This is a genomic window from Actinomyces sp. HMSC065F11, from assembly GCF_001813085.1.
GTDB classification, from domain to species: domain Bacteria; phylum Actinomycetota; class Actinomycetes; order Actinomycetales; family Actinomycetaceae; genus Gleimia; species Gleimia europaea.
Window position 1 is genome coordinate 398,238 of the sequence record NZ_KV811470.1, and the last position, 24,830, is coordinate 423,067.

General features: G+C 56.7%; 21 protein-coding genes and 3 tRNA genes. 13 read left to right on the forward strand and 11 right to left on the reverse strand.

Annotated elements, in window-relative coordinates; genetic code table 11:
• Positions 1-10 precede the first annotated feature (10 nt).
• Positions 11-886, forward strand: coding sequence for a tetratricopeptide repeat protein (locus tag HMPREF2891_RS04285; protein ID WP_070663997.1), 876 nt, complete (start codon positions 11-13; stop codon positions 884-886).
• A gap of 76 nt (positions 887-962) precedes the next feature.
• Here the strand turns inward: HMPREF2891_RS04285 and glgB are convergent, their stop codons facing one another.
• From glgB to glgX, 6 genes are all read right to left on the reverse strand, one after another.
• Positions 963-3,146, reverse strand: coding sequence for a 1,4-alpha-glucan branching protein GlgB (glgB, locus tag HMPREF2891_RS04290; RefSeq protein WP_070663999.1), 2,184 nt, complete (start codon positions 3,144-3,146; stop codon positions 963-965).
• Positions 3,147-3,197: 51 nt separating this feature from the next.
• Positions 3,198-4,526 (reverse strand): phosphotransferase, encoded by a 1,329-nt coding sequence (locus HMPREF2891_RS04295; protein WP_070621141.1) that lies wholly within the window; start codon positions 4,524-4,526, stop codon positions 3,198-3,200.
• Positions 4,527-4,528: 2 nt separating this feature from the next.
• On the reverse strand, positions 4,529-6,313 hold the full coding sequence (treS, locus tag HMPREF2891_RS04300; protein ID WP_070621140.1) for a maltose alpha-D-glucosyltransferase: 1,785 nt from the start codon (positions 6,311-6,313) through the stop codon (positions 4,529-4,531).
• 59 nt (positions 6,314-6,372) lie between these two features.
• Positions 6,373-8,430: an alpha-1,4-glucan--maltose-1-phosphate maltosyltransferase gene (locus HMPREF2891_RS04305; protein WP_070621236.1), complete on the reverse strand. Its 2,058-nt coding sequence runs from the start codon at positions 8,428-8,430 to the stop codon at positions 6,373-6,375.
• A gap of 78 nt (positions 8,431-8,508) precedes the next feature.
• Entirely contained in the window at positions 8,509-9,615 is a 1,107-nt protein-coding gene (trpS, locus tag HMPREF2891_RS04310; protein ID WP_261666836.1) for a tryptophan--tRNA ligase, read from the reverse strand.
• Positions 9,616-9,633: 18 nt separating this feature from the next.
• Complete coding sequence (glgX, locus tag HMPREF2891_RS04315) at positions 9,634-11,913, reverse strand: glycogen debranching protein GlgX (protein ID WP_083311244.1); 2,280 nt, start codon at positions 11,911-11,913, stop codon at positions 9,634-9,636.
• A 182-nt stretch (positions 11,914-12,095) separates the two neighbouring features.
• Between glgX and HMPREF2891_RS04320 the strand changes: the two genes are divergently transcribed.
• The 6 genes from HMPREF2891_RS04320 (at position 12,096) to HMPREF2891_RS04345 (ending at position 16,456) form a co-directional block, all read left to right on the forward strand.
• Positions 12,096-12,884: an electron transfer flavoprotein subunit beta/FixA family protein gene (locus HMPREF2891_RS04320; protein ID WP_070621139.1), complete on the forward strand. Its 789-nt coding sequence runs from the start codon at positions 12,096-12,098 to the stop codon at positions 12,882-12,884.
• The gene (locus HMPREF2891_RS04325; RefSeq protein ID WP_070621138.1) at positions 12,884-13,876 is read left to right on the forward strand and encodes an electron transfer flavoprotein subunit alpha/FixB family protein; all 993 of its coding nucleotides are present in this window, start codon (positions 12,884-12,886) and stop codon (positions 13,874-13,876) included. Before HMPREF2891_RS04320 ends, HMPREF2891_RS04325 begins: the two co-directional genes overlap by 1 nt.
• Before the next feature lie 6 nt (positions 13,877-13,882).
• Positions 13,883-15,028, forward strand: coding sequence for a tRNA 2-thiouridine(34) synthase MnmA (gene mnmA / locus HMPREF2891_RS04330; RefSeq protein WP_070621137.1), 1,146 nt, complete (start codon positions 13,883-13,885; stop codon positions 15,026-15,028).
• Between the two features lie 127 nt (positions 15,029-15,155).
• Positions 15,156-15,238, forward strand: a tRNA-Leu gene (locus HMPREF2891_RS04335).
• Positions 15,239-15,413: 175 nt separating this feature from the next.
• A complete protein-coding gene (locus tag HMPREF2891_RS04340; RefSeq protein WP_222566261.1) occupies positions 15,414-15,926 on the forward strand; it encodes a flavin reductase family protein in 513 nt (170 codons plus the stop codon).
• A 56-nt stretch (positions 15,927-15,982) separates the two neighbouring features.
• Positions 15,983-16,456 carry a peroxiredoxin gene (locus tag HMPREF2891_RS04345; protein ID WP_070664003.1) on the forward strand — a complete coding sequence of 158 codons (474 nt, stop codon included), beginning with the start codon at positions 15,983-15,985 and terminating at the stop codon, positions 16,454-16,456.
• A gap of 25 nt (positions 16,457-16,481) precedes the next feature.
• Here HMPREF2891_RS04345 and HMPREF2891_RS04350 read toward each other — a convergent pair whose 3' ends face one another.
• Positions 16,482-16,985 (reverse strand): hypothetical protein, encoded by a 504-nt coding sequence (locus HMPREF2891_RS04350; RefSeq protein ID WP_052038866.1) that lies wholly within the window; start codon positions 16,983-16,985, stop codon positions 16,482-16,484.
• 46 nt (positions 16,986-17,031) lie between these two features.
• Positions 17,032-17,104 (reverse strand) — tRNA-Lys (locus tag HMPREF2891_RS04355).
• A gap of 308 nt (positions 17,105-17,412) precedes the next feature.
• On the opposite strand from HMPREF2891_RS04355, the gene HMPREF2891_RS04360 reads away from it, so the two are divergent.
• Positions 17,413-18,354 carry a DMT family transporter gene (locus HMPREF2891_RS04360; protein WP_233187618.1) on the forward strand — a complete coding sequence of 314 codons (942 nt, stop codon included), beginning with the start codon at positions 17,413-17,415 and terminating at the stop codon, positions 18,352-18,354.
• 66 nt (positions 18,355-18,420) lie between these two features.
• Here HMPREF2891_RS04360 and HMPREF2891_RS04365 read toward each other — a convergent pair whose 3' ends face one another.
• The gene (locus HMPREF2891_RS04365) at positions 18,421-19,122 is read right to left on the reverse strand and encodes a GntR family transcriptional regulator (protein ID WP_070664004.1); all 702 of its coding nucleotides are present in this window, start codon (positions 19,120-19,122) and stop codon (positions 18,421-18,423) included.
• A 109-nt stretch (positions 19,123-19,231) separates the two neighbouring features.
• Here HMPREF2891_RS04365 and HMPREF2891_RS04370 point away from each other — a divergent pair, with 109 nt between their 5' ends.
• On the forward strand, positions 19,232-20,962 hold the full coding sequence (locus HMPREF2891_RS04370; RefSeq protein WP_070621134.1) for an alpha/beta fold hydrolase: 1,731 nt from the start codon (positions 19,232-19,234) through the stop codon (positions 20,960-20,962).
• A gap of 11 nt (positions 20,963-20,973) precedes the next feature.
• Entirely contained in the window at positions 20,974-22,374 is a 1,401-nt protein-coding gene (locus HMPREF2891_RS04375; RefSeq protein WP_070621133.1) for a sugar porter family MFS transporter, read from the forward strand.
• 117 nt (positions 22,375-22,491) lie between these two features.
• Here the strand turns inward: HMPREF2891_RS04375 and HMPREF2891_RS04380 are convergent.
• Positions 22,492-22,567 (reverse strand) — tRNA-Lys (locus HMPREF2891_RS04380).
• A gap of 142 nt (positions 22,568-22,709) precedes the next feature.
• Here HMPREF2891_RS04380 and HMPREF2891_RS04385 point away from each other — a divergent pair.
• Together HMPREF2891_RS04385 and HMPREF2891_RS04390 are read left to right on the forward strand one after the other, a co-directional pair.
• Positions 22,710-23,309, forward strand: a complete 600-nt coding sequence (locus tag HMPREF2891_RS04385; RefSeq protein WP_070664005.1) for a vitamin K epoxide reductase family protein — start codon at positions 22,710-22,712, stop codon at positions 23,307-23,309.
• The gene (locus HMPREF2891_RS04390; protein ID WP_070621131.1) at positions 23,306-23,992 is read left to right on the forward strand and encodes a metal-dependent transcriptional regulator; all 687 of its coding nucleotides are present in this window, start codon (positions 23,306-23,308) and stop codon (positions 23,990-23,992) included. The genes HMPREF2891_RS04385 and HMPREF2891_RS04390 overlap by 4 nt, the downstream gene beginning before the upstream one ends.
• A gap of 67 nt (positions 23,993-24,059) precedes the next feature.
• Here HMPREF2891_RS04390 and HMPREF2891_RS04395 read toward each other — a convergent pair whose 3' ends face one another.
• On the reverse strand, positions 24,060-24,503 hold the full coding sequence (locus HMPREF2891_RS04395; protein ID WP_070621130.1) for an HIT family protein: 444 nt from the start codon (positions 24,501-24,503) through the stop codon (positions 24,060-24,062).
• Between the two features lie 114 nt (positions 24,504-24,617).
• Between HMPREF2891_RS04395 and HMPREF2891_RS09635 the strand changes: the two genes are divergently transcribed.
• On the forward strand, positions 24,618-24,830 hold a 213-nt coding region (locus HMPREF2891_RS09635), incomplete at its 3' end, for a hypothetical protein (RefSeq protein ID WP_410002355.1).

Here is a 24,830-nt window from a genome sequence, read left to right on the forward strand (position 1 = left end):
GAGGTTTTTGATGTCTGGCGAGTCTATGCCTGCTGATACCTTTGGTGCGGTTTCGTTGGAAGGTGTGGACGCAGATTCCGCCCCGGCTGCGGCTACGCAGGCTTCTGCTGAAGCAGGCCTTACTGGGCCGATTATTCGTGACGTGGACGAGGCGGGTTTGCAAGAGCTTGTTGAGCTTTCGCAAACCCTGCCGGTTGTGATCGACTTTTGGGCTGATTGGTGTCAGCCGTGTAAGCAGCTAACTCCGATTTTGGAGGACGTGATCCGCGAACTCGATGGTCGCGTGGTGCTTGCGAAGATCGATACGGAGGCCAACCAGCAGCTGTCGCAAATGTTCGGGGTGCAGTCCATCCCTACGGTTGTTGCTTTGGTTGGTGGCCGTCCGGTGCCGCTGTTCCAGGGAGCGCAGCCGAAGGACCAGATAGTTGCCGTGTTCAATGAGCTGCTCAAAGTTGCTGCCAACGCTGGTTTGACGGGGCGCATGGTTGACGTCCCGGCTGGTCCAAAAACGAATCCGTTGCATGAGGCTGCGTTGGCCGCTGAGGATGCGGGTGACTTGGAAGGCGCTATCGAGCAATGGGCAAAGGTTTTGGCCCAGGCGCCTAAAGACCAGGTGGCTAAGGAGTCTATCGCGCGTTTGCAACTGGCGAAGCGCGTGCGTGAAGACTCTGATGGTTCGGAGCTCTCGCTCGCGGATGCGGCGTTTGTTGAGGGCAATGTAGAGGCCGCATTTGATACGTTGCTCGATGTCATTGCCCGCTCGAAGGGCAGTGATGATGCGGCATTCGAGGCCGCACGTGAGCGTTTGCTTGAGATGTTCACGGTTTTGGGGGTTGACCCGCGGGTGAAGGCGGCTCGCGCGCGTCTTTCAAGCTTGCTGTTCTAACGGCAGGGCCGCTAAGAACAAAAGTGGCGGTGGGATCGGTTCAAAACGATCCCACCGCCACTTTATTGTTTTGCGTTTAGTCGCGTACTGGACGGAGCCAAACAGCGCCTAGTGGTGGCACGCGTAGCTCAACAGAGGCAGGGCGCCCGTTCCAGGGAACATCCTCGGCAATGATCGGGCCCATGTTGCAAACACCAGAACCGCCAAAGATTTCAGCGTCGGTATTGAGAACTTCTTCCCACTTGCCTAAGAACGGCAGGCCTACACGGTAGCCCTCGTGAGGGTTACCAGCGAAGTTGGAGATGCATACCAAAATGTCGGTGTCGCCTGCCTCGTCCTTGCCCTTGCGGATGAAGGAGATGACGTTGTGGTCGGCGTCGCCAGCTTCAATCCACTCGTATCCCGTGTAGTTGTCATCCCACAGGGCAGGGGAGTTCTTGTAGATGTTGTTCAAGCTGGCAACAAGGCGGTTTACGCCACGGTGGCCGGGGTCATCCATGAGCCACCAGTCAAGCGAGTACGCCTCGGACCATTCGGATTCTTGACCGAAGTCTTGGCCCATGAACAGTAGCTGCTTGCCCGGGTGTGACCACTGGTAGGCCAGTAGCGAGCGCAGGCCGGCGAGGCGGCGCCACTTGTCGCCGGGCATCTTCGAAATGAGGGAGCCTTTGCCGTGCACAACTTCGTCGTGTGAGAGCGGCAGGACGTAGTTCTCAGAGAACGCGTATACGAGGGAGAACGTGAGCTCACCGTGGTGCCAGCGTCGGTTTACCGGGTCTTCCTGCATGTAGCGCAGGGTGTCGTTCATCCAGCCCATGTTCCATTTGAGGCCAAAGCCTAGGCCTCCACCGGAGGTGGGGGCGGTAACGCCGGGCCATGCCGTGGATTCTTCGGCGATCATAACAATGCCGGGGTTGCGCCGGTAGGCGGTGGCGTTGGCTTCTTGAATGAACTCGATGGCTTCGAGGTGCTCGCGGCCACCGTACTGGTTGGGACGCCATTCGCCGTCGTTTCGCGAGTAGTCCAGGTAGAGCATGGACGCTACGGCGTCGACGCGCAGTCCGTCAATGTGGAACTCTTCGAGCCAGTACAGGGCGTTGGCCACCAGGAAGTTGCGCACTTCGCGGCGTCCAAAGTTGAACACAAGCGTGCCCCAGTCTGGATGTTCGCCGCGCATTGGGTCCGGGTCCTCGTACAGGGCGGTGCCGTCAAACCTGGCAAGTGCCCAGCTGTCCTTGGGGAAGTGAGCGGGCACCCAGTCGAGGATGACGCCGATGCCGGCCTGGTGTAGCTTGTCTACCAGGTAGCGGAAGTCATCCGGCGTGCCAAATCGGGAGGTCGGCGCGTAGTAGGACGTCACCTGGTAGCCCCATGAACCACCGAATGGGTGTTCTGCGACGGGCATGAACTCAACGTGCGTGTATCCCATGCGCTTGAGGTAGGGGACCAGCTCGTCGGCCAGGGTGCGGTATCCCAGTCCTTGGCGCCATGATCCAATGTGCACCTCGTAGACGGACATGGGACTGGTATGCGGGTCTTTGGCGGCCCTAGCTTCCATCCACTCGTGGTCGGACCACTCGTGGAACTTGTCGGTAACAACAGAGGCGGTTGCGGGCGGAATCTCGGTGGCGCGAGCCATGGGATCCGCTTTTTGCATCCAGTTGCCGTCCGGCCCGCAGATTTCGAACTTGTAGCGGGCACCAACCTCAACGCCGGGAACGAAGAGTTCCCACACGCCGGAGGCACCCAGAGTGCGCATGGCGCTGCCGGTGCCGTCCCAGTAGTTGAAGTCGCCCACTACGCGGACCGCGCGAGCGTTGGGAGCCCAGACGGTGAACGACACTCCGTGTACTTCACCCAGTTCGCTTTCGAAGGTGCGAACGTGTGCGCCGAGGGCTTCCCAGAGGTTCTCGTGGCGTCCCTCTCCAATGAGGTAGAGGTCCATTTCGCCGATGGTGGGCAAGAAGCGGTAGGGGTCGTCCGAGTCAACGACTTGATCCCCGTAGGTGACGCGCAGGCGGTAGTCGGGAACGGTTTCATAGGGCAGAACTGCTGTCCAGATGCCGTCTTGCTCGTGGGTGGCTTTATACTCACCGGTTTTGGTGACAATGGTGACGGAATCTGCCAGGTGCCTGACCGTGCGGATGGTTACCGCACCGTCGTGGATGTGGCCACCGAGCACCGAGTGAGGTGAATGATGGGTTGCGTTAGCAACAGCTGAAAGGGTTGCTGAATCTACGGGGTATGGTGTCGCGTTCATAGTTGCAATTCTTCCATGTATGAGCCCAGTTTTTGCGCTTATGAGAGTGTCTTATTTTGCAAGTCGAGTAAGCGCGTTTTCTGGAATCCAGATCCAGTCGGGCCGCATCCGGTATTCGTAGACGGCTTCGTAGGCCGCTTTTTCGATTTCGAGAACGGCGCTGAGCTCGCTCTCAGTTTTGCCAAGGCCTCCGCCACCGGTGTAGCCGTCGATGAAGGCTTCGCGCGCTGCATGTAGCCAGGCCTGGTTTGCGCCTCCCTTGGCAGCGGCGTAGTCAAAAGACCTGAGCATGCCGGCAACGTCGCGCAGTGCGAAGTCAGGTTCGCGGCGTTCTTCCAGTGGACGTAGTGGTTCGCCTTCGAAATCAAGGATTACCCACCCGTCCTCACCCAGGAGGGTTTGGCCTAGGTGGTAATCGCCGTGAATGCGAATCATGGGCGGCAAATTTTCGATATTCCCGATGCCTTCGATTTTGGCTTCGAGGGGTTCGATGAGGTCACTTTCGCGGAGCCTAGGAACTTCAGCTGCGGCCGCAGCGAGGTTGACACGCAGGCGGTCCTTGAGCTGCTCAGCTTGTGCGGGTGCAGACTCGCCGAAGGCTTTTGCCATGTGTTCGTGTAGGCCCGCGGTTACAGTCCCGAGGTCGCGGGCAAGCGGTGCGGGATCCTCGTTCTTACCTGCGATTTCAACGAAGAGTTCAAAGCCATCGCGGCCGTTGTTAACCAGTGATCCGGCAAAGCCAAGTACCACGTTGCCACGCAGCCCTTCCAGCTGGAACTCTTCTTCCAAGTAGGCGATGGGCTTTGGCACATGCGTCCAACCCAGTTTTGCAAGCTCTAGGGTCACTTCCACTTCGGGGTGTAGACCGGGGTGAAGTACGCGAAGCAGTTTCAACACGCAGGCAAATGGGCCACCAAAGCGCACGGAGGTGTTGGATTGCTCTCCGGTAAGCACAAACGCCCTCGACGCTTCTGCAAGTAGGCTCGCTAGTGCTTCATCACCTCGCTGCGGCTCGATGGGGCTGAGCGTGCCGTTTTCGTGAGCTTTGCGTAGCCATGCCCTAAGGAATGCGGGGGAGTACGCTCCGTCGATCAGGTAAGCGCCCTGAAGTTCGGTAATAAGGCCGAAGTCGGGTTTGGTCTCGGTGTATGCAAGCGGTATGGAAATGAAGGTTTCGCCCACTTGAATGATGGAGATCCAGACCGGCTCGAGCGCGTCCTCGCTTTCACCGCAGGCTGGGTCAGCTGAGTAGCTTGAGAGGTCAACGTTGGCAACCAGGCGAACCGATTCGCCGGTGCTTCCGGGGAACCAGCGTTGTTTGTACAGCCAGGTGTCGATTTGGTCTAGTAGGTTTACGTCTGCTGGCCATGAAGCGCCCATGGTTACTCCTCTTCGTCTTCTTCGTTTAGGAATGTGGCTTCGAGCCAGTAGAAGCCGTGGCGTCCAAGCGTGATGTCGATAGTTTCGTCTTCGCGAACGTCAGGGAATCGATTGCCAGAGGCGGTGTCATACAGGTGCCAGCCGCCCATGCCGGGTAGCTGGATGGTGGCTGAGCGAGAAGTGGTAGACAGGTTGTTTACGCACAGCACGGTTTGACGTTCGTCGCGACGCAGATAGGCGAGGACGGCATCGTCTGACGTGGACAGTAGCGTGAGCGATCCGATGCCGAACACGGGGTAGCGTTTGCGTACTTCCAACATGCCGCGTAGCCAGTTGAGCATTGAGGTGGGCCGGGATCGGTGTTCTGCCACGTTGACAGCGGCCGGTGCGTACGGTCCGTCTTCGATTAGGGGCAGGTAGAACGTCTCGGGGTCGCCCTTAGAGAAGCCAGCGCCGGGAGTTGAATCCCACTGCATGGGTGTGCGCACCCCATCGCGGTCTTTGAGCCAAATGTTGTCTCCCATTCCGATCTCGTCACCGTAGTAGAGGAACGGGGATCCGGGGAATGAAAGGAGCATGGCATGCGCCAGTTCAACTTCGCGTCTGGAGCCGCGCAATAGTGGGGCGAGGCGGCGTCGGATACCCACGTTGGCCCGCATGCGCGGTTCGGGTGCGTACCAGCCGTACATGGCTTGGCGCTCCTCGTCGGTGACCATTTCGAGGGTGAGTTCGTCATGATTACGCAAGAAAGTACCCCACTGTCCGCCCTTGGGAAGGGGCGGGGTTGCGGCAAAAGCTTCGCGCACTCCCTTGGAGGTTTCTTCGCGTAGCGCTGCGAAGATCTTGGGCATGATTGGGAAGTGGAAGCATACGTGGCATTCGGGCCTGGAATCGGATCCGAAGTATGCAACCACTTCGTGTGGGGGCTGGTTTGCTTCTGCAATCAGAAGGGTGCCGGGGTATTCCTCGTCGACCATGTCGCGTAGTTCGGCAATGAAGTCGTGGGTGCGCGGCAGGTTCTCGCAGTTGGTGCCGTCTTCCTCGTAGAGGTAGGGGATGGCGTCTAGGCGGAATCCATCCACGCCCGTGTCAGCCCAAAAGCGGATTGTGTTCTTGATAGCTTCACGCACGGCCGGGTTCTCGAAGTTGAGGTCGGGCTGATGGCTGAAGAAGCGGTGCCAGAAATACTGGCCGCGAACTTCGTCGTAAGTCCAGTTGGAATCTTCGGTGTCGATGAAGATGATGCGCGCGTCCAGGTACTCGGCGGGGCGGTCTCGCCATACGTAGAAGTCTCCGTACGGACCGGCTGGATCCTGTCGCGATGCTTGGAACCAGGGATGGGCACAGGAAGTGTGGTTCATGACCATGTCGATTACCACGCGGATGCGGCGCTTGTGAGCCTCCTCCATAAGCGTGCGGAAGTCATCCATCGTGCCGTAGCGAGGATCCACGTTGGTGTAATCCGAGATATCGTATCCGCCGTCGCCCATGGGGGACGGGTAGAACGGGGGAATCCAGATCGCGTCGATGCCCAGCCACGCCAGATAATCGAGCTTTTCCGTGAGACCCTTGAAGTCGCCCGTTCCGTCGTTGTTGGAGTCAAAGAATGAGTGGGTGAGCACTTCGTAAAACACGGCGGTGCGGTACCACTGCGGATCTTCGGCTGGCGTAGGCAACGTGGCTACCACGCGTTCTTCGGGAACTTCGCGGGTGGTGGCATCGTCGCCACCCCGAGGAATCAAGGGGATAGCACCGGTTGGGGCACTGTCTCGCGGCGATAGGGTCATGGTTGTCCTTAAGAAGTCTTTATGCGACGGGGGCGCGGAACGCCGCGCCCCCGCGGTGTTTAGTTGCTCGCAGGGCGCACTGCGAGGACGTGTGCGGTACGGATTGATGGCTCAAGGCGAACGTAGTTGTGCTCGCCCCACTGGTATTCAACGCCATCGAGCTCGTCTACAACGTTCAGCACGGGACCGTTCGGCCCGTAGTTGATAGTGGCACCGAGTTTTGACAGGTCGATGTCGACAGAACCTTCAACCGCGTTGTGCGGATCGAGGTTTACAACAACGATGACGGTGTCTTCTTCACCGTTGGGGCTGAACTTTGCGGGCACGTGCTTTGAGAAGCACAGCAGCCGGTCATCCGAGGTCTCATGCACCTGGATGCGGTGCAACTGCTGGAGGGCCGGGTGGCGGCCTCGTGCGGTGTTTAGCAAAGTGAGTAGGTTTTCGATGCCGTACTTGTTTGCATCTTCCCAGTCGCGGGGGCGGTATTCGTACTTCTCGTTGTCGATTTGCTCTTCAAACCCGGGCCGCTGCACGTTCTCTACGAACTCGTATCCGGAGTAGATGCCCCACGAGGGGGATGCTGTGGCTGCAAGAACTGCGCGTAGGGCGAAGATTGCGGCGCCTCCGGTGGTCATCTGCGGGGTGAGAATGTCGTGCGTGGTGGGCCAGAAGTTCGGGCGCATCACGTGGGCGGTGTCCTTGGAAACCTCTTCAAAGTATTCCAGCAACTCCTTCTTGGTGGTTCTCCAAGTGAAGTATGTGTAGGACTGGTGGTAGCCGAGGGCTCCAAGCGTGCGCATCATGGCAGGCCGCGTGAAGGCTTCGGCAAGGAAGATCACCTCGGGGTGCTTTTCGTTAAATTCGGCTAGGAAACGTTGCCAGAAGCTCAGTGGCTTGGTGTGGGGGTTGTCTACGCGGAACAGGGTTACTCCGTGATCGATCCACTTTTGAACAACGTCGCGAACCGCCCGGTAGATACCTTCTGGATCGTTGTCGAAGTTCAGTGGGTAAATGTCCTGGTACTTCTTGGGCGGGTTTTCCGCGTAGGCAATAGAGCCATCTGCACGTTCGCTAAACCATTCGGGGTGTTCCTTAACCCACGGATGGTCAGGCGAGCATTGCAGAGCAAGGTCAAGCGCTACCTCCATACCGTGTTCGCGCGCTTTGGCAACAAATTTGTCGAAGTCTTCAAACGTGCCAAGGTCGGGATGGATAGCATCATGTCCGCCTTCTGGAGCACCAATTCCGTATGGCGATCCCGGGTCCATCGGACCGGCTTCGAGGGTGTTGTTGCGTCCCTTCCTAAAGGTGGTGCCGATGGGGTGGATAGGGGTCAGGTAGATTACGCTGAAGCCCATGTTCGCAATGCGGGGAATCTGCTGGGCTGCTCCTGCTAGCGTGCCGGACACCCAGTCGCCATTCTCGTCGCGGTGTGCGCCGTAGGAGCGAGGGAAGATCTCATACCAGGAGGAAAACAGCGCGGCCTTGCGGTCTACCTTCAGCGGGTAGGTGCGTGTGCGCGTCCACAGCTCCCGCAGTGGGAAGTGGCGGAACACGTTACGCACTCTCGACGATAGGCCTGCGGATAGCCGCGTTTGGGGCGAGGCGCTTTCGTCGCGTAGTAATTTGGCTGCCTCTAGTAGCACTGCCTTGCCGGCCTTGTCCGGTCCCTTTTGTTTGCGACTTCCCTTGGGGCGGGGGCGTCCGTCGGCGGCGCGTTCCATAAGGCGGGCGCCTTCTTCAAGCATGAGCTCAACGTCCGTGTCGGCCGCTACTTTGATGGCGGCGTCATGTGCCCAGGAGGTGTATGGGTCGGACCAGGTGTCGATGCGGAACTGCCACGCGCCGGGGCGGTCAGGCATGAGCCACGCCTCATAGCGGTCGAGGCCCGGAGCGATGTCATGCATGTAGGCACGCATGTGCTCGTTGCCTTCCGGGTCTATCAGAACGGCTTCTACACCGAGCGCGTCGTGTCCTTCACGGAACACGGTTGCGCGCACGGGGAAGGATTCACCTTCCGTTGCTTTTGCCGGCCAAAGTCCCTGTTCGATTACCGGGAACACCTCGGTTGCAGGGATGCGCGTTATCCGCGCTCGAGGGGGAACTGGATTCTTCATGGTCGAAGTGGTGTTCTTCGCTTTGGCTACTGACATCGGTCCGGCTCCTTAGACTCGTCGAAGGCTTTGTGAATTGTTTTAGTAGTACTTCATATTCATAGCGGTTAGGACGTCACTTAGTGTCTCGTTTGCAACTTCGTTTGCACGTTCGTTGCCTTTTCGCAGGACTTCAAGCAGGTAGTCCTCGTTTTCAGAAAGCTCAGCGCGACGCGCCCTGATGGGGGCGAGCATGGTATTGAGGTCTTCGGTTACGCGGGCCTTGAGGGCGCCACCACCGCCGTCTCCGATCTGATCGGCAATGGCTTCGGGACTTTCCCCGCAGGCCATGGATGCCATCAGCAGAAGGTTGGAAACTTCGGGCCGGTTTTCCGGGTCATAGGTGATGACACGATCGGCGTCCGTTTTCGCCTTCTTGAGACGTTTTGCGGTTTCGTCGGCACTCATTCGCAGCTCAATGGTGTTGCCGCGAGACTTGGACATCTTTTCGCCGTCGAGACCGAGGACGTGCGAAGCATTGGACAGTAGAGCTTCGGGACGCCTAAAGACAGGCTTGTTCTTGTCTGCGCGGCCGTAGCGACGGTCAAAGCGGTTCGCAATGACACGCGCTTGTTCGAGGTGCGGCAACTGGTCTTGCCCAACGGGAACGATGTTTGCGCGGCAGAAGAGAATGTCGGCTGCCTGGTGAACCGGGTAGGTGAGGAGGAGCCCCGACATTGCTCGTCCGTCGGTGGCGTCAAGCTCAGCTTTGACGGTGGGGTTGCGGTGTAGTTCGGACTCGGTAACTAAAGATAGGAATGGGAGCATCAGCTGGTTCAGGGCAGGTACAGCGGAGTGCGTGAAGATAGTTGCGCGCTCGGGGTCCATTCCAGCTGCAATGTAGTCGGTAAGTAACGACAGCACGCGTTCGCGTAGCGGGCCAACGCCGTCGCGGTCGGTAATCACCTGGTAGTCAGCAATTAGCTGCCAGGTTTCAATACCGCGCTGCTGCTGCTCAATGCGGTTCTTAATGGTCCCAAAGTAGTGGCCGAGGTGCAGGTGGCCGGTTGGACGGTCACCGGTTAGCATGCGGAATCGGCTTGGGTCCTTGTCGATCTCTTTGTTGAGTTCGGCGGAACGCTCCACAGCGCGGGCCAAAGACGCGGAATCTGTACTCTTACTTAAGGTTTCTTCAGCTTTGTTGCTCACGCGCCTCATCCTATCGCACTACTCGGACAGATAAATCTGCAGGGATTGCGGCTCTATGTGCACCATAGACCCGGGCTTTGCAATATCGCAGCCACTGTGGTCAGAAGCGGTAATAACCCCGCCCTCGCTCGGGTTGGTCCAAGACGAATCAAAAACAAGACGGTAGTTGTGTCCCCGGCCCTTGGCAAGCATGACCGTTTTTGAGTTCAGCGTCGCATTGAAAACCACGAGCATGTCAGAATCGTTACAGGGCGCGCCTGAGCGCAACATTTGCAAAGTGCGGTGCTTTACCTTATGCCAGTCTTCCGGCTTGAACTTGCGATCATTAGCCGTGTACCAAGACAGGTCGGCGATTTCGTCGCCGCACCTCGTGCTCCCGGAGGCAAACGAGTTTGGTCGCATAACCGGATGATTAGCGCGCAGGGCAATCAGGTAACGCACTGATTCAAAGAGGTCGTGCTGCCAAGAATCCATGTCCCAGTTGACCCACGAGATGGCGTTGTCCTGGCAGTAGGCGTTGTTGTTGCCCTGCTGGGTGCGCCCAATCTCGTCTCCGGCCGTGATCATGGGGGTGCCGGCCGAAATAAGGAGCGTAGCCATGAGGTTACGCATGGAGCGCTCGCGGGCGTAGAACACGGAATCCAGCATGCCCAGGGGAGTGTCTTGTTCCACGTCAGAGGGACGCGGAATGCGGTTCATGTGGCCTTCAACCCCGTGGTTCCACGAGAGGTTTTGGGACGTGCCGTCCATGTTGCCTTCGAGGTTGTCGAAGTTGTTCTTGTGGTTGTATGCAGTGAGGTCAGCCAGGGTGAAACCGTCGTGCGCGGTAATGAAGTTTACGGAGGAGCGAACGGGGCGCAGCCTGCCGAGCGTTTCGCCAAACAGGTCGGCCGAACCGGAGATGCGGGTTGCAAGCTCGTTGGGGCCTTGGCTTTGGCGGCCGGCTTCAAGGTTTGCAAAGTCGGCTAGCCAGAATGAGCGGATGGTGTCGCGGTAGCGGTCGTTCCATTCGGACCAGGGTAGGGGGAAGTTTCCGGTTTGCCAGCCTCCCGGGCCAATGTCCCACGGTTCGGCAATAATCTTTTGCTTATTGAGGACGGGGTCAGCTGCAAGGGCCATGAAGAACGGGTGATTGGAGGCAAAGCCGTGCGCGTGGCGGCCGAGCGTTGGAGCAAGATCGAAGCGGAACCCGTCAACTCCTACTTCTTCGGACCAGTATCGCAGGGAGTCGAGAGTGTGTTGGATGACGAGGGATTCGTCGAAGTTCACGGTGTTGCCACAACCCGTGTCATCAATCATCTGCGCGGGGCGTTCGTTGGTGTGGCGGTAGTACAGTTGCTGGCCGAACCCGCGCCAGGAGATCATCTGGCCGGGAAGCCCGCCCTCGCAGGTGTGGTTGTAGACCACGTCTAGGAGCACTTCGATGCCGTGTTCATGCAGGATTGAGACCATGCCGCGCACTTCATCTAGTACGGCTTGGGCGCCAAGCTGGCGCGCTTGTTTGGTGGCGTAGCGAGGTTCGGGGGAGAAGTAGGAAAGAGTGGAGTATCCCCAGTAGTTGGAAAGCCCCTTGCCTTGGAGGAAGGGCTCGTTCCAGGAAGCGTGGATGGGAAGTAGTTCAACTGCGGTGACACCGAGCGCTTTGAGGTGCGCAATGGCGGCGGGATGGGCAAGGCCTGCGTAGGTGCCGCGAAGTTCGGCGGGGACGGCCTGCATTTGCTTAGTGAAGCCTTTGACGTGTAGCTCGTAGATGACGGATTCGTTCCACGGTGTGCGCGGTTTTGCAGATACCGCGAATTCGTTGGTTTGCACCACTATAGAACGCGCCATGTAGGTAGCCGAGTCGGTTTTTGACTGCTTGTAGGGGGTAGAGGACGGAAACATGTTGTCGTCTACTTCGTGTGCATGGATGGCGGGGCTCAGCACCACTTCGCCTTCGATGCCTTTGCCGTAGGGGTCCAGCAAAAGCTTGTTGGGGTTGAAAGTAGAGCCGCTTTCTGGATCCCACTTGCCGTCAACGCGGTATCCGTACACAGTGCCAACGCCGGCGCCCGGTAGGTGCGCGGACCAGATGCCACCTTCGTGGGGCGTCATGTCGTAGCGGGTTTCTTTGCTGTGGCGGGAGGCGTCAGCAAAAATGCATAGCTCAACGTTCTTCGCATCGGGAGCGGCTACGGCAAAATCGACGCCGCCTGCCACGGGTGTGGCTCCGAGGTTGGTGGGGTGCTGAATTGAGGGGGCGAGATCGCCCCTGCGCCCACAGTTTTCTCGGGCTGCGTGCGTTTGTTGCTGCGCCATTGTGATCCAACGTCTCCTTGTGAGTGGCTCTTAGCTTAGTTGCCACCTATTTCATATACCGCAAAGATGATACCCGCTCGCGGATAAACCTGCTCTTTCGTAGTGTTTGCACGCCCTTAAGGTTGGTCACAAGTGCATTTTGGATACGGCAACGTAGGGAAAATTGTGGCACTGTATTGGGTATGAGAGTTTTGGTCAGTATTAAGCATGTCCCCGATGTCATGTCTGAGCGCCGAATTGAAAATGGGCGTCTGGTTCGTGGCGAGGACGACACTCTAAATGAGCTTGATGAAAATGCGATCGAGGCGGCCGTAGCTGCTGTAGAAGAGCTTGGTGGCGAGGTCATTGCTGTGACTATGGGGCCAGAGGATGCCGAGGATTCGGCGATGCTTGCACTGCAAAAAGGTGCGGATCGCGCGATTGTTGTAACTGATGATCGTTTGGCTGGTTCTGATGCGATTGGTACCGCACAGGTTCTTGCGGCTGTGGCCCGCAAGCTCGCACAGGAGGAACCGATTGACCTCTTTATTACGGGTATGGCTAGCTTGGACGGTATGACGTCGATGGTTCCAGCGGCTGTGGCTGCTGGTTTAGGTTGGCCCTATATTTCGCTTGCGTCTGAGCTTTCTATTGAAGAGGGCGCCGTGCAGGCTGTTCGCCACGCGGATGGTTTCACGGACACGTTGCGCTGTGGTTTGCCTGCTGTGGTTTCGGTGACGGACCAGGTAAATGAGCCGCGTTTCCCGAATTTCAAGGACATGCGCGCGGCGCGGAAGAAGCCGTTGGACGTGTGGTCGCTTGATGATATTGACGATGTAGCTGATCCGGATGCCATGGTGATCGGCAAGCAGGGTGCGGGCACGATGGTGCTGGAGGCTAGTGAACAGTCAGAGCGCGCGGCCGGCGAGGTTGTGTCTGGCGTAGGTGGCGGCCTAAAGCTGGCTGAGTACATTGAGAAGGTGTTGAAGTAGTGGAGAAGATTTCAGCTCCGATCCTGGTGATCACGGATCATACGGGGAACATTGATGAAGGTTTTGTACTGACGGAACCGTCTAAGCAGTTGCTTACGTTGGCGGGTTCGCTCACTTCTGGTCGTATTGACGCGATTGCGCTCAATCCTGCTCCGCAGGTCTCTGAGCTTGGTAAGTATGGCGTGGCGCGCGTCTTTACCCCTGATTTGGAGGGCTTTTCGCCGCGCGTAGCAGCAGTTGTGACGGATGCAGCGTTTGAGGTGGCGCGCCAGGAGGCCCAGTACGCTGCGGTGCTTAACGTTTCGAATTATCGCGGCCGGGAAGTAGCGGCAGCTCTAGCGGTTCGCTTGGGATCGGGCGCGGTTGTAGACGTGACATCTTGCGGCATTGTGGATGGTCAGATTGAGGCGCAAAAGAGCGTCCTGGCCGGCACGTGGTCTACGAAGTTCAAGGTTACGCGAGGCACTCCTGTTATCGGTTTGCGCCCGTCCGCGGTGGAGGCCCAGGAAGTTGGCACTGCCACTGAACCTGAAATTGTTCCTATCAAGGTCGCGTACTCACAGCCTGCTGTTGGCGTTAAGGTCGTGGATTCGATTGAGGAGGGCGGCCAGGGCCGCGTGTCTTTGACAGAGGCCCCGATTGTGGTTTGTGGCGGTCGCGGCACAGACGGCGATTTCTCGCTGGTGAATGAGCTTGCGGATGCACTTGACGCGGCGGTGGGTTCCACCCGCGTGGCGGCGGATGAAGGGTGGATCGATCGCTCCACGCAGATTGGTCAAACAGGCGTGAGCGTTGCTCCTAACTTGTACATCGGCCTCGGCGTTTCCGGAGCGGTGCACCACGCGTGCGGTATCCAGGCATCCCGTCATATCGTGGCGGTCTGTGATGATCCGGATGCCCCGATTTTCGAGATTGCCGATTTCGGTGTTGTGGGTGACATTAATGAGGTTGTGCCCGAGGCGCTTGCTGCGCTGAGGCAGAAGGGTTTGTAGGCGCGTATGAAGGTTATTGCAGCGCTTTCTGGCGGTGTTGATTCGGCTGTTGCTGCCGCGCGTGCGGTAGAAGCGGGCTATGACGTCACCGGCGTGCATATGGCTTTGAAAACCGAGGGGGATAGCTGCGCTGGCTCGCGTGGTTGCGCTAACCCGCAAGATCGTGCGGATGCGGCAAGGACGTGCGAGTTGCTGGGGATCCCGTTCGAGGTTTGGGACCTGGCCGACGAGTTTGAAGAGAACGTGATTTCAGATTTCGTAGAGCAATACCGCATTGGCCGCACACCTAACCCGTGCGTGCGTTGCAACGAGTTTGTGAAGTTCCGTGAGCTCACGGTCCGCGCCCGCGAGCGGGGTTACGACGCGGTTGTGACGGGCCACTATGCGCGTGCGGAGAAGCACGGAGATCACTATGAATTGTTGCGAGCGCGGGACGTGTCAAAGGATCAGTCTTACGTTCTTGCAGTGATGGGAGAAGAAGAGATCTCGCGCGTCATCTTTCCCTTGGGGGAGATGCCTTCCAAGGCGGCAGTGAGGGCGGAAGCGCAGGCACGCGGCCTGGAAGTGTCTAATAAGCCGGACTCGTTTGATATTTGTTTCATTCCCGATGGTGATACGCAGGGATTTTTGCGCCGTCGCCTTGGTGAATCTGCGGGCGAGATTGTGGATACGGACGGGAATGTGCTCGGTGAGCACCGTGGCTACTTTGAGTACACGGTTGGCCAGCGTAAGGGGCTTGGTATTGATCGGCCGGCTGTGGATGGACGTCCCCGTTACGTTTTGGGAACGCGTCCGGACGTGAATCAGGTTGTGGTGGGCCCGTCGGAGTTGCTGAGTGTAGACGTTGTTATCACTACCGATTTGACCTGGGATGCTAGCGACGATGAGGGTGACGTGCGCACAACTCAAGCGCAGCCCCTCGGTACGGATGATGACGAGTGTCTTTACGCACAGATGCGCGCGCATGGCAGGCCTGCTCCAATTCAGAGGTTGGAGCGTTTCGAAGACGGGTTGCGGGTGACGCTCGCGGAGTCTGTGCGCGGTATTGCGCCGGGACAGACGCTGGTGCTCTATCGCGGTAATCGGGTGCTTGCGCAGTCGATTATTGATGGAACGCAGCGCCTGGATAGACCCGCTGTGGCAGCGGGTTAACGCGGACTTCGCGCGGCTGAAATGCCGCGCTTTGAACGACGCGGCGGGAAGAGCAAGCTGCGGGGTGTAGATCACGTTGGCTTGATTTGACGAGTCTGGCCTCACGCCTGGTATGCTTTTTCCTGTTGCCCGAGTGGCGGAATTGGTAGACGCGCCAGATTTAGGTTCTGGTGTCCTAGCGACGTGGGGGTTCAAGTCCCTTCTCGGGCACGTTTCAGCTCCGGCTTATGTCCGGGGCTTTTCTTTTCCCCGCCACCTTGTAACCGGGTGGCTACCCAACCATGTAGCCTGTGTGGGTAGGAGCTGCTACGGATGGGGGAGTTACGTGGAACGCGTCGTTTTTAAGCCGGAAGATGAAGCGCCGGTTGATGGCTATAAGCTTGCAATGAGTTTAGTTGTTCCGCGCCCTATCGCGTGGGTGGCAACGTTTAACGAGGATGGGTCTGCAAACCTCGCACCGTATGCTCTATTTTCTGTGGTTTGTACGGATCCTTTGATGTTCCAGTTCACTTCGCGCGCTCCGAAGGATTCCTATCGCAACGCCAAGCGGGAGGGGGCCTTCACGGTGCATATTGCAAGCGTGGATGACCAGCCCAAGGTTGCGGTGACATCCAAGGAGTTTCCTGCCGAGGTATCCGAGGCAGACGCGGTGGGTATGACGTGGAAGAAGGCTCCGAACGTGAACGCGCCAATGCTGGATGACGCGCGCGTTGCAGTTGAGTGCGAGGTCCACTCATTCGTAGAGGTAGAAACGGCGATTCTTACCGTTGGCAAGGTGAAGGCGATTCATACGGACAGTAAAATTATGGCCGAGGACGGCATGGTTGATTTCGCGAAGTTGAACCCGCTGTCTAAGCTGGGCCGGGCCCAGTGGGGACGTACTGAGGATTTCGTATAGCGGCCAGATCTGGCTTTCAACGCGCTGGTTGCGCAGGCTTTGTGCACAATGGAGGCATGACACGTTTTGAGGTGGGCCAGGTGGCCCCAGATTTTGAACTTGATTCGACCGAAGGCACAATCAGCCTGTACGACCAGCTTGAAAAGGCCGCAAAGGGCGTAGTCGTCTACTTTTATCCGCGCGCTTCCACGCCGGGCTGTACCACGCAGGCCTGCGATTTTCGCGATAGCCTGTCTTCTTTGAAGTCTTGTGGTTACACGGTGATTGGCGTGAGCCCGGATAAGATGCCGGCCCTGGAGAAGTTCCGCGATAACCAAGGATTGAACTTCCCGTTGGCGTCGGACCCTGACAAGAGCGTCATGGAGCCGTGGGGTGCATTTGGAGAGAAGAAGAACTACGGCAAGCTAGTGCGCGGCGTTATCCGTTCCACCGTGGTGATTGGCAAGGATAAGAAAGTTACTCACGCGATGTATAACGTTCGCGCGAAGGGCCACGTGGCTCGTCTTCGCAGCGAACTTGGCTGTGGGTAGTTTGCTGTAGGAGTTGCCGGGCTACCTAGCGGTGCTTGCGGGCGAGGAGTTCGGCAACTCGTACGGCGCTTCGTACCTCGCGCCCCTGCTGCAACCATTTGGCGGGGGAGAGCCCCTCTAGCTCGGGGTGTGCGGATATGAACCAGCGGCCGATCTCAACGGTGCTGATGGCTCCATCAAGGCGGCCCAGAACCTCGGGTAGGCCGTTTACGATTTGGAAGTTAGACGTGAGTTGCCAGGTGGGGTACATCCACGAGCCGTTGCCCTCGCGGACACCAAAAATGCGGCACTCTTTAACGGCTTTGTTTACGGCTTGACGCGAAATGCCCATCCAATCAACGAGGTCTGCCGTGGAGCACACGGGGCCAACCGCGTCGGTGATCGATTTGCGGGGGCCGGTGAGAGATTTTACGAGGCGGGTTACTTGCTCGATAACCTCGTCGTTAATCTGGGTTTTCTTTCGCGAGGCTAGTTGCGCACGAACAGCATTAATCAGGCGCTCTTCATCGGATGTTAAACGACGCACCATAGATTGCTCTCAGTGAAGACGGAAATGCTGATGGGGATATGTAAAGTGCGCCGTGAGGGAATCGAACCCCCAACCCGCTGGTTAAGAGCCAGCTGCTCTGCCAATTGAGCTAACGGCGCATGTTGCCAAGAACGCTCTTGAATGCAACTTGAAAATCATAACACTGGCGAAGTTGAAAATACAAACGCGCAAAGTGCGATCTTGGGAACACCGCCAAACGAAAAACTGCGCAAAATAACTCAAAATATGAACTGGAGAAGTTTGAAGTGTAAGACGAAGTCGCGCGGCTTGGCTACTTTGAAGGGGTTATTTTATGCCCGCTAAGTTGGATATAATCACTTAGTCGTTAGTGTTTTCTGCGATGAGTTGAAGGGAAGCTGTGTTGAGGCAGGGTGAAAACAGGTTAGAAACAGCAACTACAACTTTTATGGGACTTAACTGGGATTCCGGTGAAAAGTTCTGGTGGCGAGGATTCGATTCAGAAAAGATTGCCACTGTGCTTGCTGTCTTGGCCTTTGTTTTTATTACTGCCGTGTGGGGCTCTACTTTCTTCCTGATTAAGGATCTTGTGAGCGCTGTTCCGCCGCTGGATTTTCTGGGAACGCGTTTCGTTATTGCCGCAGTTGTGGTATTGGCGGTGCGCTATCGTGCTCTGAAAAAGGTCTCGAAGGATCTTTGGGGCAAGGGAATGTTGCTTGGAGCGATCTTCATGCTTGGCCAGTTGTTCCAGGTGGTTGGTCTGCAGTACACGGACGCCTCTGTGTCTGGATTTATTACCGGCATGTATGTGGTTCTTACTCCCGTCGTTTTGATGCTCATGTTTGGGGTGCAGATCCCTCGGGCAACGTGGGGGTGCATTGCGATCGCCACGGGTGGTTTGATGGTGCTGACGTTGGATGGTCTGGCGGTTGGCTTTGGCGAGCTTTTGACGTTGCTCGGCGCTCTCATGTTCACCCTCCACATCGTGGTGTTAGGGCACTGGACCAGTAAGGAGAACGCACTCGACCTGACGGTGATTCAGCTGATTAGTATGGGCGCCCTCGGGTTCCTATTTGCTTTGCCCGGTGGTGTTACGTTGCCTTCTACTGCGGGACAGTGGGCCTCACTGCTTTATATGGCGTTTGTGGCAAGCTTGCTTGCGTTGTTCTTGCAAACTTGGGCGCAGGCGCATATTAATCCAACCTCAACCGCGATTATCTTCACGTTGGAACCGTTGTTCGCCGCAGCCTTCGCGGTGGCGTTCGGCGGCGAAAGCCTGACCTTCCGGTTGATCTTGGGCGGGACCTTGATTGTTGCGGCTATGGCTGGAGCTGAACTTTTGCCGCTACGCATCCAGCGCAGACGCGAGGCTGCGCTGGTAGCGGCTTAACCGGTTAAGGACGGAAGTGTAGGTTCACTGCGCCGGCGATAACTTTGGCCAGCGTCTACGTAACTTCTAGAGGGTGATTTCGATGTGCTCGCCCAGGAACTTGCTTGTGATCTCCGCGCACGTTTTCCCTGCTTCGTCGAGAAAAGAGGTCTCAAGAGCTAGCAGGGGCGCTGGTTCGGCGATATGTAGTTGTTCGGCTTCAAGTTTGTTAGACATGGTTGCACGAATGGTCTGCGACGTTGTTATCTCTCGTTTAGGTTCCCAATGGTCGCCTAAAAGAAGCTCGCTGAGGTTTTGAGATAAATCAAGTCCGAGTATGCCTGGGAAGACGTCGCCTCTAACAATTCCAACCTCTATGCCCACGAGTTTTGTATGGTTCTCGTCAAGGTAGTGAGAGCGCTGGATGCGCGCAATAAAAGGTTCTTCAGTGGTATTCAAGAGCTTCCGTTCAGTGTCGTCCGCCTTCTGTAGTAGTGCGGAGACAAGTCTGGGATAAGTGAGGAGTGTAGCTGAAGCATTCCAACTGTTCTCCGCGGCCAGAGGAGACGTGTTGGGCGTTGATTTGGGGTCTGTTACGAAGGTGCCCCGTCCGGGAATACCAACTGTTAGACCGTCTTGATTAAGCAGCATGAGCGCGCGACGGACGGTCATTGGGGAAACGTTGAATGAAGAGGCGAGTTTGACTTCGCTGTCCAATCGCTCGCCAGGGTTCATCTTTGCGATGCGCTCCAATAGAGCGTCGTAGACCTTCGCGTATTTTGGTTCCATTAGGAGGCCTCCGATAAATCAGTGCTTGACAGCCAGTATACAGCGCCCTAGGGTGGTTTGTGTCACCCTAGGGCGCTGGTGCCCTTGTTTCTCGATTAAGGAAATCTTGATGGCTAATCACGGAATATCGTATTCGGTATCGGGCCGCGAGGTTAAGGGCGTTATCGTCGCTTTGCATGGCGTGACCGATAACGCCGCGTCTTTGTCCGACATTTCTCAGCATTGGAAAGACGAGTGGAAAATATACCTGCTTGACACCCTTGGACATGGTTTATCGCGACATTTCTTCGATGCCGAACTGGCTGATCCTTTTAAGGCCATCGTCGCTGAAATTCGTTCAGTTGTAGTGGAGGCAGCCAGGCAGAGCACAAGTCGCAAGGTCGTGCTCATGGGGCACTCTCTAGGCGGGGCGGTTGCTTCCGTGATCGCTCGTGATGTTCCAGAAATAGTCCAGGCGCTAGTGCTCGAGGATCCCGCGCTTCTAACGGACGAGCAGTGGGAGCTGTACCGTAAGGCAGCAGATGGGTTGGTTAAACGTCAAGAATTGGTCACGGAGCACGTCGGTGAGGCCATCACTGAACTCATGAAGGTGTATACGGCGTGGCCGGCGTCAGAATATGGTGCGTGGGCTCAAGGGAAGACACAGGTGGATCGCCGTTTTGCCGCCACCGGTGTCGTTGGAATGCGCGGTCGCGACGTGCTTAAGGAACTCAAGGTTCCCACGCTTTTGGTTACGGGAGATAAAGATGATGTGCTCTTCGGCAAAGAGGGGCTTTCAGAGCTTGAGAACCTGGGAAGCTCTCAGATCAGCTCGGTGCTGATTTCCGACGCTTCACATACTGTTCGTAGGGATCAACCTGAAGAGTTTTATCGCCTTGTGGGCTCATTCCTCGATCGCTACGCAAAGTCCGGGCCTCTGCCTGAGCCCTACATTGCGCTGGAACTGAAAGATGTTATTGAAGCGACCCCGAAGCAAAATACTGATGACTATCTGACCATGCGTCAACGCGGCGAAGAGCTTTTGTCTGACGTGTCTCCTGCGGAAGGTGTTGAAGTCGATGAGGTTGTGCTCGACAGTGGGGAGCAGACAGATAATGACAGTTTCGTGTTGCGATGTCTGAGACGTGCGGGTAATCCGCGATCTGTTGTTCTCTCAATTCATGGCGGTGGGTACATAGCTGGGGCTGCCCGTTACGATGATGCTCGCAATAGTGAGCTGATTGATGTATTTGATGGTGCGGTTGTCGCTAGCCCGGACTATCGCTTGGCGCCAGAGCACCCATGGCCGGCTGCGGCTCTAGATTGCCTCAGTTCTTTGCGCTATCTTGCGCAAACCTATCCGAAAATACCGCTCTATGTTTACGGCGATTCGGCCGGCGCAGGTTTGGCGCAGCAGGCTCTAGCACTGGGGGCAGAACAGGGGATGGTCGCGAATGTCGATCGAATTGTTTTGCTAGAGCCGTGCCTCGAACCGGGTATGGTTACGAAGTCTTTCGACACCTATCAGGATGGTCCAATCTGGACACGCGCTGCTTCAACGTCAGCATGGCGTCATTATCTGGGTGATCCGACCACCGTCCCGCCTTATGTGCCTTCGCGGGAAGTAGCAGCGAAGATGCCTCCGGCTCTCATCGTTGTCAATCCTGCCGATCCTCTTCGGGACGAAGGCGTGCGTTTCGCCCAGGATTTAGCCGATGCGGGCATTCCCGTGGAGTTGCATATGTTCCCGGGTACTTTTCATGGTGCGCTCTCCGTGCCAAACACCGTTACGTGGACGCGGGTTAAGGAAACAATACGTTCTTTTCTTGCCACACCAATTAGCTCACACTCAAGCCTTTGAAAGGAACTCTTATGAGCAAGAACAATAGACTCCTGCAGATTGCTGGAGCGGCCGCGCTCGGCGGCTTCTTATTCGGCTTTGACGTAGCCGTTATTAATGGGGCGATAGGATCCGTTTCGGGAGCCGACACCGGGTTCTCTCTAGCGTCGTGGCAGACGGGCTTAGTTGTCTCAATCGTGAGCTTGGGCGCTGCCGTTGGTGCTGCTATCGCGGGCGGAATTGCGAACCGCATCGGGCGTGTCAAAGTCATGGTTACCGCAGCGGTTCTGTTCGCTATCTCTGCTCTAATGAGTGGTTTGTCGTTCAGCTTCGAAGCATTGACGTGGTGGCGCCTATTGGGTGGCCTGGGTGTGGGTATCTCGGCGGTAATCGCTCCTGCGTACATTGCTGAAATCGCACCTGCGGATAAGCGTGGAAGGCTTGGAACATTACAGCAGCTGGCAATCGCTTTCGGTATCTTCGGTGCTTTTATTACGAATTTCATTTTGGTTAAAGTGACCGGTTCGGCCGACGCAGTTGCTTGGTTTGGGCTACATACTTGGAGATGGATGTTCATCAGTGAGCTAATTCCTGCTTTGCTGTATGGCTTCTTCGTTCTTTCGTTGCCGGAATCTCCGCGTTATCTCGTCTCAATCGGAGAAGAAGACCACGCCGAAAAGATAATCGCTTCGGTTGGTTCAGATTCGGACCCCAAGGGGCGCATCGCTGAGATTCGTGCTTCGCTTTCGGGTCACCGGCCGAGGTTTGCTGACCTACGTGACGACAAATATGGCCTGCGCCCCGTGGTTTGGATCGCACTCGCTTTTGCGTTCCTAATTCAGATGGCTGGAATCAATAACGTTTTGCTCTATGCAACAGACCTGTGGACGACTGTAGGGTTCACTGGAAATCTATCTGTCTTTATTCCTGTCCTGACCTCAGTCATTGGCATCATTATGACCTTGATTGGCATGGCGGTGATTGACAGGATCGGACGTCGTCCGCTTTTGCTCTGGGGAGCGGTTGGCATGTTCGTTTCCATGCTCGTAGCTGCTATCACCTTCACTCAGGGAACCACCACCGACACGGGCGCACTCAACCTGACGGGAGCTTGGGCATTCGTCGCCCTTGTTAGTGTTCATCTCGTTTACATCATTTTCTGTGGTACCTGGGGCGTGGTCCTCTGGGTGTTCCTCGGAGAGATCTTCCCGAACCAGATTCGAACCGCTGGCTTGGGACTGGCAACCGCAGGAAACTGGATTGGTGGAACACTAATCACCTTCCTGTTCCCGGTCACCAAGGAATACATCGGCCTATCCGGTACTTACTTCTCGTATGCGGTCGTGGGCGCGATCTTGATCTGGCTGGTTGTTAAACATATTCCAGAAACGAAGGGTGTCGAACTCGAAGACATGACCTACAACTTGAAGTAGCTAATGGCTCTCGAGTGTTGAGCTACTATCTGGGCCGGTCTTGGCGTTTTACGAAGACCGGCCCAGATAAGTTTCGACAACGGGCAGTAAAAAACCCCGACCGGAGTCGGGGAAATTTGGTGCGCCGTGAGGGAATCGAACCCCCAACCCGCTGGTTAAGAGCCAGCTGCTCTGCCAATTGAGCTAACGGCGCCTGCAGATAAAAACCTTACGCGTTTCTTAATAAGACTGCAAAATCATCCAATGCGGTCTTAGACACATCAGCCGTTTGGTACAAAAGAAGCGAGGGGAGCGTCCTATCTCGTAGTATTTGGGAGTCGAGGTAAGGAAATCACGTGGATAAAGCGGTTGTTAAAGATTCCGTTCCGGTTGGCTTCATAAATATTGTTGTAGTTGTTTTGGGTGCGGCAATGGGATTGCTCGCTTCCCTTGGGCTACTTGAAACAGAGCTGGGTCACTTGCGAGACCCGGACGGCGCGCTCGGGTGTGACCTGAATTCGCTGATCAGTTGCGGCAGTTCCCTGATGTCGCCGCAGGCGCACCTGCTCACTGTGCCCAATTCCGCGCTCGGAATCGCGGCTTTTGGTGCACTGGTTGCAATCGGCGCGGTGATGCTACTCGGCACTCGCCTGAGCAAACCGGCAACAATGCTACTGGGTTTAGGATCGGCCTGCGGCCTTGTTTTTGTGGGCTACTTCTTGTACCAGTCGGCAACAAACTTTTTTGCGCTTTGCCCGTACTGCATGGTGGTGTGGTCGGCAACGATTATCGTGAGCGCGGTACTCATACCCGCGGCTCTGACCGCATTCGAGGGTACACGCGCAACGGGCAAAACGATGCTGCGCTACTCGTGGGCAACAATCGTATGCTTGCACCTAGTGGTGTTTATCGTCGTGCTGTTTACAATGACTGAACAAATCGGAGGCCTCCTGTGACCGGAAAGCGTGAGCTGTCAACCGTTAGGGAAGACTACCTGCGGGCCGTTTATTCGGTAGAGGAGTGGGACGATGAGGGCGTTAGCGTAACTGAACTAGCTGCGATTATGGAGGTTGTTCCTTCCACAGCCTCAGAAAACGTGCGCAAGCTGAGGGATGCTGGCCTGTTGGATCACCAGCCGTATCAAAAGGTCAGGCTCACCGAAGCAGGTCGCAAAGAAGCCATTGAGATGGTGCGTCGCCACCGTATTTTAGAAACTTTCTTGTACAAGTCCCTCGGCTATTCCTGGGACGAGTTACATTTTGAGGCACACGAGCTTGAACACGCGGTTTCTGACCGGTTCATAGACAAGCTTGATGAGGCTCTGGGCTTCCCCCGTTTTGACCCGCACGGGGATCCGATTCCCGGTAAGGACGGCTCTGTACACAGGTGTTCGTGCTTCACATTGCCTGCCGCGCCGTTGGATGAGGTCGTGCAGATTGTGCGTATTCGTGACGGGGAGCCCGAAGTACTGCGCTACTTTGAGCAGCGCGACATCTTGCCCGGAGCGAAGCTGCGCGTAGTCGAGCGCGCGGATATTGCTGGCCAGGTAACTGTGGAACTGGAGGGCACCCGGCTCGATATTTCCACGGCTCTGGCCGCGCGCATCAAAGTAACGCCGGAACGGGCTGAGTCAGCCTAAGCAGTTTGAAACAGTTCGGCCGGTCGGGAACATTCCGACCGGCCGAATCGTTTGAATTGGCTAAGGCTTAGGCAAGTTCTGCGCTGTCAATGCGCGGGGGAACATTGTTTCCATACCCGAGGGCGCGAAGAGCCTCGCGCAGAGCTTCGGTGCTCTCGGTCAGTTCCTCATTCGTCGCCTGCTTCGCGTTTGCCGGGTTCATATCCGCCTCGCTTCGCAGGGGAACGACGTGCAGGTGCGTGTGGGGAACTTCAAAGCCGAGGATGGACAGGCCGGCTCGCTCCACACCAAAGGCCTTCTTTTGCGCTTCTCCAATGCGCTTGGCCACGTTAAACAGGTGCGCGGCTACCTCGTCGGAAAGGGAAGTCCACTCACTGATCGCCTCACGCGGAACCACGAGTGCGTGGCCGGGGCGAACGGGGGAGATGTCAGCAAAAACAACGCAAATTTCGTCGGAGTAGATGAACTTGCCGGGAATGTCGCCGGAAATAATTTTTTCAAAAATTGTCATACTTCCATTGTGGTACAAGCTTGCCCATTTTTCGCCCCACCCGATTCTAAAGAACCCCCATTAGTGGGGTAGTGTAAATGTCGGATTGACAGATGAAACGAGGTCAAATTGAGCATGCAAACCGCAGGGGATAATCCTTACCGCTACGACGCGGCGCTCGCGGCCAAAATTGAGGCCCGCTGGCAGGAATACTGGCAGGAGAATCAGACGTTCTCGGCTGATAACCCAGAAGGCGATCTTGAAGGTTCGCTAGCCCAGAAGGAAAAGTTCTATCTGCTAGACATGTTCCCGTACCCGTCGGGTGCAGGTCTGCATGTGGGCCACCCC